14 protein-coding genes are annotated in these 14,425 nt (G+C 54.8%); 2 read left to right on the forward strand and 12 right to left on the reverse strand.

The genetic code is table 11. The features are described from left to right. Positions 1–49: 49 nt before the first annotated feature. The 10 genes from A377_RS0101795 to fliO all read right to left on the reverse strand — a co-directional run bounded on the left by A377_RS0101795 (position 50) and on the right by fliO (position 9,140). Complete coding sequence (locus A377_RS0101795; RefSeq protein ID WP_083919060.1) at positions 50–463, reverse strand: chemotaxis response regulator CheY; 414 nt, start codon at positions 461–463, stop codon at positions 50–52. Between the two features lie 80 nt (positions 464–543). After that, complete coding sequence (locus A377_RS0101800; protein ID WP_019894399.1) at positions 544–1,275, reverse strand: RNA polymerase sigma factor FliA; 732 nt, start codon at positions 1,273–1,275, stop codon at positions 544–546. 39 nt (positions 1,276–1,314) lie between these two features. Then, a complete protein-coding gene (locus A377_RS0101805; RefSeq protein WP_028485179.1) occupies positions 1,315–2,232 on the reverse strand; it encodes a MinD/ParA family protein in 918 nt (305 codons plus the stop codon). Further along, on the reverse strand, positions 2,222–3,400 hold the full coding sequence (flhF, locus tag A377_RS0101810; RefSeq protein ID WP_019894401.1) for a flagellar biosynthesis protein FlhF: 1,179 nt from the start codon (positions 3,398–3,400) through the stop codon (positions 2,222–2,224). The genes A377_RS0101805 and flhF overlap by 11 nt, the downstream gene beginning before the upstream one ends. Continuing rightward, positions 3,401–5,500: a flagellar biosynthesis protein FlhA gene (flhA, locus tag A377_RS0101815; protein ID WP_019894402.1), complete on the reverse strand. Its 2,100-nt coding sequence runs from the start codon at positions 5,498–5,500 to the stop codon at positions 3,401–3,403. It lies immediately after the preceding gene. A gap of 11 nt (positions 5,501–5,511) precedes the next feature. Then, positions 5,512–6,669: a flagellar biosynthesis protein FlhB gene (flhB, locus tag A377_RS0101820; RefSeq protein ID WP_019894403.1), complete on the reverse strand. Its 1,158-nt coding sequence runs from the start codon at positions 6,667–6,669 to the stop codon at positions 5,512–5,514. Between the two features lie 16 nt (positions 6,670–6,685). Then, positions 6,686–7,465: a flagellar biosynthetic protein FliR gene (gene fliR, locus A377_RS0101825; protein ID WP_019894404.1), complete on the reverse strand. Its 780-nt coding sequence runs from the start codon at positions 7,463–7,465 to the stop codon at positions 6,686–6,688. Between the two features lie 54 nt (positions 7,466–7,519). Continuing rightward, positions 7,520–7,789, reverse strand: a complete 270-nt coding sequence (gene fliQ, locus A377_RS0101830; protein WP_028485180.1) for a flagellar biosynthesis protein FliQ — start codon at positions 7,787–7,789, stop codon at positions 7,520–7,522. 14 nt (positions 7,790–7,803) lie between these two features. Then, positions 7,804–8,625 (reverse strand): flagellar type III secretion system pore protein FliP, encoded by an 822-nt coding sequence (gene fliP / locus A377_RS0101835; protein ID WP_019894406.1) that lies wholly within the window; start codon positions 8,623–8,625, stop codon positions 7,804–7,806. Continuing rightward, positions 8,622–9,140, reverse strand: coding sequence for a flagellar biosynthetic protein FliO (gene fliO / locus A377_RS11600; RefSeq protein WP_245546752.1), 519 nt, complete (start codon positions 9,138–9,140; stop codon positions 8,622–8,624). Before fliO ends, fliP begins: the two co-directional genes overlap by 4 nt. Positions 9,141–9,289: 149 nt before the next feature. Between fliO and ygfZ the strand changes: the two genes are divergently transcribed. Continuing rightward, a complete protein-coding gene (ygfZ, locus tag A377_RS0101845) occupies positions 9,290–10,354 on the forward strand; it encodes a CAF17-like 4Fe-4S cluster assembly/insertion protein YgfZ (protein WP_019894408.1) in 1,065 nt (354 codons plus the stop codon). 130 nt (positions 10,355–10,484) lie between these two features. Here ygfZ and lysS read toward each other — a convergent pair whose 3' ends face one another. After that, positions 10,485–11,999 carry a lysine--tRNA ligase gene (gene lysS, locus A377_RS0101850; protein ID WP_019894409.1) on the reverse strand — a complete coding sequence of 505 codons (1,515 nt, stop codon included), beginning with the start codon at positions 11,997–11,999 and terminating at the stop codon, positions 10,485–10,487. A 79-nt stretch (positions 12,000–12,078) separates the two neighbouring features. After that, a protein-coding gene (gene prfB / locus A377_RS0101855) for a peptide chain release factor 2 (RefSeq protein WP_096777465.1) occupies positions 12,079–13,174 on the reverse strand; the annotation gives its coding sequence in 2 pieces (ribosomal slippage) (positions 12,079–13,101 and positions 13,103–13,174; 1,095 coding nt in all). Between the two features lie 398 nt (positions 13,175–13,572). On the opposite strand from prfB, the gene A377_RS0101860 reads away from it, so the two are divergent. Continuing rightward, on the forward strand, positions 13,573–14,205 hold the full coding sequence (locus A377_RS0101860) for a CBS domain-containing protein (protein ID WP_019894412.1): 633 nt from the start codon (positions 13,573–13,575) through the stop codon (positions 14,203–14,205). The last annotated feature ends 220 nt before the right edge of the window (positions 14,206–14,425 follow it).

Here is a 14,425-nt window from a genome sequence, read left to right on the forward strand (position 1 = left end):
CTTTCCACTGTCTATGTATTTATCTGTGATCCTGACCGGGCACTGTCACTTACCCACCTGCCGCCTTTTTGCGTTCGGCGACACGTTCAAAGATTTTTTCGATTTTGCCATTGAGCGTGGCGGCGGTAAAAGGCTTAACAATGTAGCCGTCCACACCCGCCTCGGCCGCTTCCAGAATCTGGGCACGTTTGGCTTCGGCCGTAATCAGCAGAAAGGGCGTGCCTTTCAGCTTTTCATCGGCGCGTACATGGCGCAACAGATCAATACCGGTCATTTCCGGCATGTTCCAATCACTGACAATGAAATCGTATTTGCCGCTTTGAATCATGGGCCATGCGGTCGCGCCATCATCCGCTTCATCGAACTTGCTGAAGCCCAGTTCTTTCAACAGGTTTTTAACGATGCGGCGCATGGTCGAAAAATCGTCCACGACCAGGATATTCATATTGCGATCTATTTGCATGGTGCTTCCTCAAATCGTATTCGACAGACTGAGCCAGTCGCTTCAGCCGCCATTGCGTTTTTAAATCCAATTAAATCCAATTAAATCCAATCTTTCAATCGCGACTGCAGTCGCTTGATGGCCTGGCTGTGAATCTGACTGATGCGGGACTCGCTCACATCCAGTACCTGGCCGATTTCCTTCAAATTCAATTCTTCGTCGTAGTACAACGCCATCACCAATTTTTCTTTTTCCGGCAAGTTGGCAATCTGATCCGACAGGGCCTGATGAAACCCGGCTTCCGAAAGCTCGCCAATTGGCGTTTTATTGTGGTTGACAATGCGCTCTTCGGACAAGTCGTCGTGATCCGGTTCATCAATCGAAAGCAACTGCGCTGAATTGGTGTCCTGGAGCATGCGGTAATAATCGCCCAAAGACACACCCAGTTGCTCGGCCACTTCTTCATCGCGGGCTTCCCGTCCCAGACGCGATTCCACCTGGTTGATCGCTTCGGCCACATCACGCGATTTCCGATGCACGGACCGGGGTGTCCAGTCCCCTTTTCGGATTTCGTCCAGCATCGATCCCCGAATGCGGATGCCCGCATAGGTTTCGAAGGTGGCCCCCTGGTTGGCATCGAATTTCTGGGCCGCTTCCATCAGCCCGATGATGCCGGACTGAATCAAATCCTCCACCATCACACTGTCGGGCAAACGCCCCTTCAGATGGTAGGCAATGCGCTTGACCAGGGGGAGATACGGCTCGATTTCGATGACCGCACGTTCACCGGCGGCCTGTTGTTGAAACTTGGCATAAACCTGGGTGCCTGTCATAAACCCTTCTTCCCCATTACGCGCTGCATACAGAACGCTTCAGTCGGCTTTTGCCTGAAACAAACGTTCAACAAAAAACTGCAAGTAGCCTGTCACCCCTGTCGGAACCGGCCAGCTGCTGATCTTCTGGGCCAGATCCCGGAAGGCCTTGGCCGATTCGCTCATCGGCTTGGCCAGGGTGACGGGCGTCTGTTTCTGAACAGACTCCCGCAAATCGGTATCGAACGGGATGGTGCCCAGATACTGAATGCGCACATCCAGAAACTGTTCACACACCTGCGAAAACTTATCATAAAGCATTTTGCCATGTTTTTCAGACTTGGCCATATTGGCCAGAAGCTGAAAACGGGTCAATTCGTAGTCGCGGCTGAGCACTTTGATCAACGCATAGGCATCGGTCATGGAAGCCGGTTCGTCCGTGACCACCACCACCACTTCCTGCGCGGCCCGACAGAAACTCACCACACTGTCGGCGATGCCGGCTGCGGTATCAATCAACAGAACGTCGAGCAGACCGTCGATTTCATCAAAGGCATTAATTATTCCAGCATTTTCCGCGGGGGTCAATTGCGCCATCCGCTTGACCCCGGAAGCCGCCGGAATCACTTTCAGACCACCCGGGGCATCCACCATGACGTCTTTGAGGGTTTTCTCACCGTCCAGAACGTGCGACAGATTGTACTGAGTCTGCAGTCCGAGCATCACATCCACATTGGCCAGGCTCATGTCGGCATCCATCAACAGCACCCGGTTGCCCATTTTGGACAGCGCCACCCCAAGATTCACCGAGACATTGGTTTTGCCCACACCGCCTTTGCCGCTGGCGACGGCGAGCACTCTGACTGGCTTGTCCTTTTTCACCTTTTTCCCCTTTGGCTGTGTTGCTGCTTGCTGCGGCCCTTCGGCCTGTCTGGCCGAACGCATGGCTCGAAGGCCGGCGGCCTGATCATTGTGCATCGGTGATCTCCCGGCCCAATCCCAGGCGGAACGCATCGTCCGGGTCCATTTGCGTGTTCTGCTGGCCCAGCACAATCGCCTTATCGACCAGATCCCGCACTTTTACCGGTTCCAAATCTTCTGGCACGCGCTGTCCTCCCGACAAATACGACACCGACAACCGGTGTTCGATTAATACCGTTATGATGTGCCCCAACTGCAGGGCCTCATCCACCTTGGTCAGAATGCAGCCATGCAATCCGACCTGACCGAAGGCGCGAACCACATCCTGCATCACGTTCAATTGTGTCGCCGCCGACATCACCAGATAATTGCGAATCGAATTCAAACCCGGCTGCTCTTTGGTGAACTGCTGCGACAGCATGATGTCTTTCTGGCTGATGCCGGCGGTGTCAATCAACACCAGCTTTTTGCCCGCCAGTGAGCTCAAAAGGTTGTAAAGCTCGCCCTGCGAGTTGGCCACATGCACCGGCACACCCAGCAAATCGGCAAAGGTTTTCAATTGCGCCTGAGCGCCAATTTTGTAGCAATCCGTGGTCACCAGCGCCATCTGGCTGGCACTGTTGCGCATCACAAAACGGCTGGCCATTTTGGCAATGGTGGTGGTTTTCCCCACGCCGGTCGGCCCAACCAGTGCGACAATGCCACCTTTTTCAATCACATCCCTTGAGTCCACCGGGATTTCCTGCTCAATCTGAGCCAGCACATTTGACCAGGCCTGGTCAGAATTGCCTGACGCCAGGGCTTCATCGGACAGTCGTTGCGCCAGCTTCCAGCCCAGTCCCAGCTTCACCAGGCGTTTGATCAACGCCACTTTTTCCGGCTCTCGGGTTTCAGACTGGCTCCAGGCCAATCCGGAAAGCTGGTTTTCCAGCATCTGTTTGACCGCTTGCAATTCATCGGCCATTTTCTGAATTTCGGGGCCGCCTGAACTGGACATGGCATTGGCCTGCCCTGCGTACTCGGGCGAATAATAACTGCTGCGCGCCGCCGGTTCTTCCTTGGGCTGCGCATTGTAAGCCTGTGCTTCCGGGTCGATGGCGGCGACCACTTCCACGCCGGAATCGGTTTTGCGGCTGGACATGATCACCGCGTCATCGCCCAATTCGTCTCGCACCAACGCCATTGCCTGACGCATGGTCGGGGCCAGATAGCGTTTGAGTTTCATTTAATCTCCCTGCCCCACATTGGCCACCACACTGATGCGTCGGTTTTCTGGCACCTCCGAATACGCCAGCACCTGCAAATTTGACAGGCTGTATCGAAACAGGCGTGCCAACTGGGCGCGTATCTGCGGCGCCACCAGCAGCACGGCGGTCTGGCCATCCATTTCCAGCTTCTGGGCCTCGTCTTTGAGCGTATTATGCAAACGCTCTGCCAGACCCGGTTCAATCGCCAGCTGCCCTTCCGGGGCACCCTGTGCAGCCTGTAGCAACAACTGTTCCAAGCTTGGCTCCAATGTGATCACCTTGAGTTCATCGGCGGAACCGACAATATTCTGCACGATGGAACGGCCCAATGCCGAACGCACAAACATGGTCAGTTCTGATGGGTCCTGGGTCGCGGACACCTTTTCGGTCAGCGCCTCCAGAATGGTGCGCAGATCGCGAATCGAGACTTTTTCTGCCAGCAGATTCTGCAAGACCTTCACCAGACCGGCCAGAGAAAAGCGATCCGGAATCAACTCCTCAACCAGTTTGGGCGAGACTTCCTTGAGCTTGTCCAGCAACTTCTGGGTTTCGTCGTGACCCAGCAGTTCCGGTGCGAAATCCTGAATCACCTGACTGATGTGAGTGGCGACCACGGTACTGGCATCCACCACTGTGTAACCCAGTGCCTGCGCCTGTTCGCGATCCGCCGGATCGATCCAGACGGCATCCAGTCCAAAGGTTGGGTCCTTGGTGGCCGTGCCTTTGATTTCGCCATACACCTGACCGGGATTGATCGCCAGCTCCCGGTCCGGGAACACCTCACCCTCACCGGAGGCCACCCCCATCAGCATGATTCTATATTCATTGGGTTTCAAATCCAAATTGTCGCGGATGTGCACCGGCGGCACCAGAAAGCCCAGTTCCTGCGACACCTTGCGTCGCACCCCCTTGACCCGTTCCAGCAACTGACCGTTCTGTGATTTGTCCACCATCGGAATCAGACGATAGCCGACTTCCAGCCCGAGAATGTCCACCGACTGCACATCGTCCCAGCTCAACTCCGCTGCCTGATTGTCATCCTCATCCTCCGATTCGCCCAGCAGTTCTTCCGGTGGCGGGGGTTGTTTGGATTGGCGGTGAATCAGATAGGCACCGCCCCCGGCAATGGCGGCAAACGTCAAAAATGCGACATTGGGCATACCCGGGATCATCCCGAACACGGCCACAATGCCAGCCGTGGTGCCCAGCGCCTTGGGATTGGCAAACATCTGCGCCTGCACCTGTTGGCTCATGTCTTTTTTGTCATTGTCGGTGGAAACCCGGGTCACAATGATGGCCGTGGCCGTGGACAGCAGCAAGGACGGGATCTGGGCCACCAGCCCGTCCCCCAGCGTCAACAGCGTATAAACCTCCACCGCCTCACCAAATGCCATAGCATGCTGACCCATGCCGATCGCAAACCCGCCGATCAGGTTGATAAACAGAATCACAATCCCGGCAACGGCGTCCCCGCGCACGAATTTACTGGCACCGTCCATCGAACCGTAGAAATCGGCCTCGGAAGTCACGTCCTGCCGACGCAACTGCGCTTCTTCCTGACTGATAAGACCGGCGTTCAAATCGGCGTCAATCGCCATCTGCTTACCGGGCATCGAATCCAGAGTAAAACGGGCACTGACTTCGGCCACCCGGCCAGCCCCTTTGGTAATGACCACAAAATTGATCACCACCAGAATCGCAAAAATCACCAGGCCCACGGCAAAATTGCCGCCAATGACAAAGGCACCAAAGGCTTCGATCACGTTACCGGCCGCCCCGGCGCCGGTATGGCCTTCCAGTAGAATCACCCGGGTCGAGGCAATATTGAGCGCCAGCCTGAACAGCGTCGCCACCAGAATGATCGTCGGGAACACCGCAAAGTCCAGCGGACGGGCGGCATACAGTGCCACCATCAACACCACCAGCGACAAAGCAATATTGAAAGTGAAAAACACGTCCAGCAAGAACGGCGGCAGCGGGACCACCACCATTGCCAGCAGCGCCATAATGGCCACCGGAACGCCAACGCCCCGTTTAAACCATGCGATCACTTCTTTTAAAATTGCTTGAAAATCCATTTAGGGTCTTTTTACGTCATCCGGTCGGTGTCAGTTGAAGGCGGTGCCGCCGTTTGCATGGCATTGGGAATCGGCAGATTGTCAAAATCCACCGACTGCGTGGGCTTGCCTTCCTTAAGCTGAAAGACATAAGCCAGAATCGTCGCCACGGCTTTAAACAAGTCATAGGGAATCGGACGGTCCACTTCGGCATTATAGTACAAAGCGCGCGCCAGGGGCGGGGCTTCCACAATGGGAATGTCGTTTTCCTGCGCCAGTGTCCGTATCTGCACCGCCATAAAGTCCGAGCCCATGGCCATGACCACCGGCTCGGACATTTCGTCGGCCTCGTATTTCAGTGCCACGGCAAAATGGGTGGGGTTGGTGATCACCACATCCGCCTCCGGTACCTGCTGCATCATCCGCTTTTGAGCGGTCTCGCGCTGCACCTGACGGATTCGGGCCTTGACCTCCGGACTCCCCTCCTGCTGTTTCTGCTCGTCCTTGACTTCCTGCTTGGTCATTTTGAGCTTGGTGATGTGCTGATGCATCTGAAACGGCACATCAATTGCGGCCACCACCAGCAGTGCCAGGGACACAATGATAAAGGCTTCGGTAATCAACTGTCCGGCATGGGCCAACCCCTGTTTGGAGGGTTCGGCACCAAGAGACAGCACCTCCTGATAGGAATACCAGAGCAAAAAGCCCGCGACGATCGACACCAGAGTGAATTTGGCAAAAGCCTTGAGAAACTCCATCAGCGCATTCATTGACACCATGCGCTTGAGCCCGCTGAGCGGATTCATTTTGCTGATTTTCGGAGACATGGCCTGAGTGCTGAAGTTCCACCCGCCCAACAGGGCCGATGAGACAATGGCGATCAACACCATCAACAGCAGAAATGGCGCAATCATCCACAGGGATTCGATCACCATGCCAATGACGCGATTGGAGAGCATGCCGAAATCGTAGGCATGGGCCCGATCAAAACTGAGACCTTTTTTGACAATGCCTTCAAACTTGACCAGCATGTCGCCACCGAACAGATACAGAAACACCGCCGCCCCGAATGTCATCACAAACGTGGTAAGCTCCTTTGAACGGGCGACGTCGCCCTTTTCTCTGGCTTCACGCAGCTTCTTTTCGGTGGGTTCTTCGGTTTTTTCGGTTCCGTCCTGGTTTTCGGCCATCCAGCTTAAAGTCCTGTCAAGGTTGGCTTAAACGTAATTGTGAAAGCACCTGATCACTGGCGTGAATCAGGTGCTGCAAATTCGGCAACAGCAGCGGGGTGATCAGAATCAGCATCACCATACCCGCCATCAAGGTGATCGGAAAACCGACCGCAAAAATGTTCATCGCCGGTGCGGCCCGGGAAATGACCCCGAAGGAAATATTGACCAGCAGCAATGCTGTCACCAGCGGCAGGGCAATCGCCACCCCGTAGGTAAACATTTGCGAGCCGAACTCGTACAACAGCTTGAGGCTGTCCTGATTGAAAAAGGTCGTCCCGATCGGCAGGGTTTCAAAGCTGCTGACCACGGCCTGAAAAACAAACACATGACCATTGAGCAACAGAAACAACAGGGTCGCCATAATCGTGAAATAGCGACCGATGATCGGCGTATTGACACCGGTGGCCGGGTCCACCATCGACGCCATCGCCAGCCCCATGGCCATCGAGGCCAGATGCCCGGCAACGATAAAAGCCTGAAAGACCACTGCAAACACCAGACCAATGGCCACTCCGATGCCGACCTGCTGCACAATCAGCATCACCCCGTGCAGGGTAAACGGACTCACCGGCGGCGGCAGATTCATGGCCGGTGCCACCGCCAGGGTAATAAACACCGCCAGCATCAGCCGAACCCGCACCGGCACGTATTCACCCGAGAACACAGGCACCATCAACAACATACCGGAAATGCGCACAAACGGCCAGAAATACAAGCCCAGCAACTGCAGGAATTCGTCATAGCTGAAAGTCATACGCGCCAATCCCTTTTTGACCAGGCCTGGTAATGTTTGGCCGGCGTCATCGCATCAACCGATGAAGTTGGGGATGTTCAAAAACAGCTCACGGGTAAAAGACACCAGATTGTCCAGCATCCAGGGGCCCAGCAACACCAGCACCACCCCCACTATCGCGACTTTGGGAATAAAACTCAGCGTCATCTCGTTGATTTGCGTGGCCGCCTGAAACATGCCCACCAGCAGCCCCACCAACAGGGCCGGAATCAGCAAGGGACCGGCCAGCATAAAGATGAGCTCCAGCATGCGTTGCCCAATTGAGAGAACGGTTTCCGGTGTCATCTCAGAACCCTCACCTAAATGCCCCCGCCAGACACCACAAAGCTGTTGGCCAGCGTGCCCATGATCAACGCCCAACCATCAATCAACACAAACAGCATGATCTTGAACGGCAACGAGATGATCATGGGCGAGAGCATCATCATCCCCATCGACATCAGCAGCGTCGCCACCACCAGATCAATGATCAGAAACGGAATAAAAATCAAGAACCCGATCTGAAACGCGGTCTTAAGTTCGCTGGTCATGTATGCAGGAATCAGAATCTTGAACGGCACCTCCGACGGCTCGGTCAGAGTCACCTCCGCCATTTCGGCAAACATGCCCAGATCGTCCTGCCGGGTCTGTTGCAGCATAAACTGATGCATCGGCTTGGAAGCAATGTCAATCGCCTCCACGAACTGAATTTCCTCTTCCAGATACGGCGACACCGCCGTCTCGTATATCCGCTCCAGCACCGGGGACATGATAAACAGGGTCAGAAACAGCGCCAGCCCGATCAACACCTGACTGGACGGTGTCTGCTGTGTCCCAAGCGCCAGGCGCAACAACGCCAGCACCACAATGATTCGCAGAAACGCCGTCATCGCAATCAGCACCGCTGGCAACAGAGTCAGCCCCGTCATCAGCAGCAGTATCTGCATGGTCAGGGTATAGTCCTGATTGCCGTCGGCGTCGGTTTCCACCGTAAACGCCGGAATGCCCGGTTCGGCCCAGGCCTGAACCGACCACAACAACATGCTCACCGGCACCAGCGCCAACAGGCCGAACCAGAACAAGCCCCGCGCCCAGCCGGGCAGCGCCATCCGGCGCTTCTGTGCACTGGTCTCTGCACTCATTGGCCGCTCCCTTTGTTTGGTTTGGCCGATGTGCGTTTCAACGCCTCCTGCAACCGATTGGCAAAGGCCCCGCTTGGCAGGCTCGAACGCGTGGCCACCTCAATCGGTGTCTCCAGTTCTTTCAACAAAGTGATTTTGGCTGTGGTCACCCCTACCAGCAACTGCTGATCGCCCACCTGCATCAGCACAATGCGCTCTTTCTGGCCCACACTCATCACGCTCAGCACTTTCATGGCTTCACCGGCCACGCCCTGAACCCGCCCGAAACGTTTCAACAGCCAAGCGCTGGCAAAAATGATCAGCAGAATGAAAATCAGCGACAGGATGATCTGCGAAATGTAACTCGATGGCTCCAGCCCAGCGGTCATGCCGGTTTCAGGCAAGGATGCCTGCGTTTGTGACGATGACGCAACCGGACCGTTTTCGGAATCGGCAGGCGTCTGTGCCCAGCTTTTTTCCCCAAAAAACAGGGAAACGCAGAAAATAAAAAGAATAACAGGTAACAAGGATTTCATGACCTTGAATTGTAATGGATATTCCGGTGCCATGTCAGTAATTATTGGTCTTGCAACCCGCCCCTTACCCCGGACCTGTGACCTCAGGTATAATAACCAAATTCCATACCAAATCAGTCAGAAATTACGACAGAAACAAAGGAACCACTATGCACCCACAATGGCAGACGTTTTTACAGGAACAGGGCGCCACGCTCAACGATCAGGGCGCGGTCACCAGCTGGGGTCAGCCCGAGCTGGAACGAATCATGGTCAAGCACGGCCCGGTGCGTGCCAGTCTGGCCCACAAAGGCCTGATCCGCCTCAGCGGCGAAGAAGCGTTTGACTTTCTGCAGGGACAGCTGACCAACGACCTGACAAACGTGAGCGAAGAACACGCCCAGCTCAGCGGCTACTGCGACCCGCAAGGCCATTTGCTGGCGCTGTTTACCGTCTTCAAAATTGACCAGGCCTGGTATCTGCACTGCGACCCGGACGTCACCGACAACGTGGTCAAACGCCTGAACATGTACAAGCTGCGGGCCAAAGTCGAGATCGAAGACGTCAGTGACCAACTGGTCCAAATTGGCTATGCCGGGGAGTTTGCCGACCTGAACATTCAGCGTCTGCTCGACACCAAAATCAAAGACCTGTATCAGACCCATCCTTTGCATGACCTGCCCGACAGTTACGGCATCAAGGTGCCGGGGCCTTATCACCGCTATCTGTTCGTGGCCCCGCCGGACCATGCACAAACCCTCTGGCAGGCTCTGACCGGCAACGGCGAAGCCACCAATGACGCCGACTGGCAGTTGCTGGATGTGGTCAGCGGCCTGCCGCGTCTGGCCCAAGCCACGACAGGCCAGTTCATCGCCCAGTTTCTCAATCTGGACAAGCTTGATGCCATCAACTTCCGCAAAGGCTGTTTTCCGGGCCAGGAAGTGATCGCCCGCCTGCATTTTCGCGGCAAGGTCACCAAACGCATGGTGCGTCTGCACCTGAAAGACAATCAAGCCGAACTGGCACCCGGCGAGACGTTCAAACTGCTGGACCAGAACGACAAAGCCTACAAATTCACCCTGATCAATGCCGCCGAAGACATTGAAGACGGCAAAGTCTGTCTCGCCATCACCACCCTCAAACCGCTGGAATCGGCCCTGGCCCCGCTCAAAACCGAAGCTGGCCAGCCTGCCACGATCGAACCCCTGCCCTACGACATCCTGTCGGAAGATTGATCCGACAACCGCCAGACGCAAAAAAGCCGCCATGACTTTGTTCGGTCATGGCGGCTTTTTTCATGGCACCGCGACACCGCCATCTTGCGGCTTAAGAAGATACGACACGATACGACGCGGTCGAACCTGATCAGGCTTGGCGCATATGCGGAAACAGCAGCACATCGCGGATGCTGGGCTTGTCGGCGAAGAGCATGACCAGACGGTCGATGCCGATGCCTTCGCCTGCGGCCGGTGGCATACCGTGCTCCAGGGCGACGATGTAATCTTCGTCGTAATGCATGGCCTCTTCGTCGCCCGCGTCCTTGGCATTGGCCTGTTCGCGGAAACGCGCGGCCTGATCTTCGGCGTCGTTCAACTCGTTAAAGCCGTTGGCCAGTTCACGCCCGCCGATGAACAGCTCAAAACGATCGGTGATAAACGGATCGGCGTCATTGCAGCGTGCCAATGGCGACACTTCGGCCGGGTACTCGGTAATGAAAGTCGGATCTTTGAGCTGATGCTCAGCGGTTTCTTCAAAAATCTCGGTCTGAATTTTGCCCAGACCGGCCTCGCCATCCACCTGAATTTTCAGGCGCTCCGCCACGGCTCTGGCCGCGTCCAGCGTGGCCAGATCGGCTTCGGTCAAATCCGGGTTGTATTTCAAAATCGCGTCTTTCAGCGTCATCCGCGCAAACGGTTTGCCGAAATCGTAAATCTCGCCCTGATAATGCACTTGCGACGTGCCCTGGGTCAACTCGGCCAGCTCTTTGAGCAGTTGCTCGGTCGCGTCCATCAATTCGGTGTAATCGGTGTAGGCAGCGTAAAACTCCACCATGGTAAATTCAGGATTGTGGCGTGTGGACAACCCTTCATTGCGGAAACTGCGGTTGATCTCAAACACCCGCTCAAATCCGCCAACCAGCAAACGCTTAAGGTACAGCTCCGGCGCAATCCGCAGATACAGCGGCATGTCCAGCGCATTGTGATGGGTGGCAAACGGCTTGGCCGTGGCCCCGCCCGGAATCACATGCATCATCGGCGTTTCCACTTCCATAAACCCTTCGCGGATCAGGAACTCGCGCACATGCTGAACCACTTTTGAACGCAGCATAAAGGTGTCGCGGCTGTCTTCGTTCACGATCAGGTCAATGTAACGCTGACGGTATTTGACTTCCTGGTCCTGCAGACCGTGGAACTTGTCCGGCAGCGGACGGATCGCCTTGGTGATCAATTCAATGTGGGTGACATGCACCGTCAGTTCACCGGTATTGGTTTTGAACAGCGTGCCTTCCGCGCCCACGATGTCGCCCAGATCCCATTTTTTGAACTGGGTGTTGTAAAAGCCCTCCGGCAACTCATCGCGGGTCACATAAATCTGAATGCGCCCGTGTGTGTCCTGCAAGGTGGCAAAACTGGCCTTGCCCATGATCCGGCGCAGCACCATGCGCCCGGCCACTTTGACCTGAACCGGTTCGGCCTCGGCCAGTGCCTCTTTGCTCAAAGCATCATAGCCTTCATGCAAGTCTACTGACACATCAGTACGGCGAAACGTATTGGGGTAAGCCTGTCCGGCTTTCCGCAGATTCTGCAGCTTGGCGCGTCTTTCCGCGATGATCTGGTTTTCGTCCACTTCGGGTTTCTCGGCCTGATTGTTGTTTGCCATACCTTTTCCTGTCATGTTTTAAAACGTTGGTGTGATGTTTGCGCAGACGCAATGCTTTTTTAACCAGGCCTGGTCAATATCAGACCCCGGCCTGCAGATTGGGCACAATGAATTGATCCAGATCGCCGTCCAGCACCGCTTGGGTATTGCCGGTTTCCACATTGGTACGCAGATCCTTGATCCGCCCGGAATCGAGCACGTAAGAACGAATCTGACTGCCCCAGCCAATGTCGGACTTGTTGTCTTCCATTGCCTGTTTCTCGGCATTGCGGCTGAGCAATTCCTGCTCATACAACTTGGCCCGCAACTGCTTCATCGCCTCGGCCTTGTTCTGGTGCTGGGAGCGCCCCATCTGACACTGGGTCACCGTATTGGTGGGCAAATGGGTGATTCGCACCGCCGATTCGGTCCGGTTGACGTGCTGACCACCGGCCCCGCTGGCGCGGTAAACATCGATCCGCAAATCCGCCGGATTGATGTCGATTTCAAAACTGTCGTCGATCTCAGGCGACACAAACACCGACGCAAACGAGGTATGGCGACGGTTGCCCGAATCAAACGGCGACTTGCGCACCAGACGGTGCACACCGGTTTCGGTGCGCAGCCAGCCAAAGGCATGATCGCCCTGAATGTGAATGGTCGCGCTTTTGATCCCGGCGACGTCCCCGTCCGAAGCCTCCAGCAAATCGGCCTTGAAGCCGTGGCTCTCGGCCCAACGCAAATACATGCGCAACAGCATATTGGCCCAGTCCTGGGCTTCGGTGCCGCCGGAGCCGGACTGAATGTCCAGATAGGCGTTGTTGGCGTCCATTTCGCCCGAGAACATGCGCTGAAATTCCAGCTTCTCCAGCAGGGTTTCCAGCCGACGCATTTCGTCTCGGACCTCGTCGGCCATTTCCTCGTCGTCTTCGGCCTCGACCATCTCCAGCAGTTCTTCCACCGACTGCAGGGATTCGCCCAGATCGGCCAAGACCTCCACCACCGATTCCAGATGGGACTTTTCCTTGCCCAGAGCCTGCGCCTTGTCTGGATTGCTCCAGACATCCGGATCTTCCAGCTCGCGGGCGACTTCCTCTAAGCGTTCCTGCTTCTGGTCAAAGTCAAAGATACCCCCTCAGCGAACTGCCTCGCTCCCGGAAGTCCTTAATCTGTTGATAAATTGGATTGAGCTCCATTGATAACGCCCTTGATTGAACCAAAAAAAGTAAACGAAAATTATAGCACCCCCATGGGTTTTTTGCATGGATGCACTGAAAATGGCAGGACGGCGTCTGCTAATTTCAGCCATGAGCACAAAAAACCAACCAATTTGCTGTGACTTTCGTGTATCTTTAAGGGATGGTGCAATAAATGAGACATGGTGATTTTGGCCGGAGTCTTAACTCATTCATTGTTAAGGGCGCAAGAACAATGAAGCACGCAAGATTTAAACGCTTATGTTGAATGAGCCATAAATCAGAAAGAATCAGCAAGGTTAGATTTGGCAGGTTTATCGCCGTATGGTTTGAGTTCGAAGGACTGCCAGATTGAGAATAAAACCACCTACGTTAAGCATATAAAGGGGTCGTGACAGGTGTTTGCCATATACAACATTCAGGGGCGATCGTTCCGTAACAGTCTTGAAGAACTCCGCCGTATCAAACAGCCGGATGCGACCGAGGCACCCAGCTTTCAGCAGGACGTGGCCAAAGATGAAACCCTGATCATTCAAGGCGTGTCTTCCAACGAAGTTCCTTCGCCCAAAGGACTGCAAGCCTATCGAAACATGATTCACCGCAATGAGCGGGAACCGGTGTTGCATGTAAACCAGGTAATGAGCCACCCTGTGGTCACGCTGCCGATTCACACTTCCATTGAATCCGCTTTTCAATTGTTTCAAAACCATGGCTTTACCCAACTGCCGGTGATCGATGAAAAACATTTTCTGGTCGGGTTGCTGACGCTGGTGGATTTGATGCATGTGATCTCCACCGACGGCACCAACATTTTTAGTTTGCCGGACCGTACCATCGACGATGTGATGATCAAGGATGTGATTAGCGCCGACCCCATTACCGATGTGCGGCGCGTGGCCAAGGTCATGGCTGACTACGGCCTGACAGCCGTCCCAGTTGTCAACGAGCAGGATGCGATTGTGGGCATTGTCACCCGAACCGATCTGATCAAAGCGATTGCAACAGACCCACCGCTGAGCCTATGGACCTGAAAATGTCAAAACGAAACAGAAACAAAAAACATGAAGTGAAAGTGCGAAACCTTCGAGGCCGAGTATAAGCTGACCTTCAGAAAAATATGTAAATTAAAATCGGAAAAATACTCATAGATTAAAATTTAAAGCAGACACCATTTCATAAAAACAGCTGGCTTCACTAAAGAAAATTCGCCAGGCGTCGTTATAGAAAATACAAGGCTCAACAGAAGCCAGC

The sequence above is a fragment of the Hydrogenovibrio halophilus DSM 15072 genome, assembly GCF_000384235.1.
GTDB classification, from domain to species: domain Bacteria; phylum Pseudomonadota; class Gammaproteobacteria; order Thiomicrospirales; family Thiomicrospiraceae; genus Hydrogenovibrio; species Hydrogenovibrio halophilus.

Bases quoted from the DNA above. Each gene is read 5' to 3' on its own strand.
- fliQ (WP_028485180.1), bottom strand. From the start codon at position 7,789: ATGACACCGGAAACCGTTCTCTCAATTGGGCAACGCATGCTGGAGCTC.
- A377_RS0101800 (WP_019894399.1), bottom strand. From the start codon at position 1,275: ATGACAGGCACCCAGGTTTATGCCAAGTTTCAACAACAGGCCGCCGGT.
- A377_RS0101795 (WP_083919060.1), bottom strand. From the start codon at position 463: ATGCAAATAGATCGCAATATGAATATCCTGGTCGTGGACGATTTTTCG.
- flhF (WP_019894401.1), bottom strand. From the start codon at position 3,400: ATGAAACTCAAACGCTATCTGGCCCCGACCATGCGTCAGGCAATGGCG.
- fliO (WP_245546752.1), bottom strand. From the start codon at position 9,140: ATGAAATCCTTGTTACCTGTTATTCTTTTTATTTTCTGCGTTTCCCTG.
- flhB (WP_019894403.1), bottom strand. From the start codon at position 6,669: ATGGCCGAAAACCAGGACGGAACCGAAAAAACCGAAGAACCCACCGAA.
- lysS (WP_019894409.1), bottom strand. From the start codon at position 11,999: ATGGCAAACAACAATCAGGCCGAGAAACCCGAAGTGGACGAAAACCAG.
- ygfZ (WP_019894408.1), top strand. From the start codon at position 9,290: ATGCACCCACAATGGCAGACGTTTTTACAGGAACAGGGCGCCACGCTC.
- flhA (WP_019894402.1), bottom strand. From the start codon at position 5,500: ATGGATTTTCAAGCAATTTTAAAAGAAGTGATCGCATGGTTTAAACGG.
- fliP (WP_019894406.1), bottom strand. From the start codon at position 8,625: ATGAGTGCAGAGACCAGTGCACAGAAGCGCCGGATGGCGCTGCCCGGC.
- A377_RS0101805 (WP_028485179.1), bottom strand. From the start codon at position 2,232: ATGCACAATGATCAGGCCGCCGGCCTTCGAGCCATGCGTTCGGCCAGA.
- fliR (WP_019894404.1), bottom strand. From the start codon at position 7,465: ATGACTTTCAGCTATGACGAATTCCTGCAGTTGCTGGGCTTGTATTTC.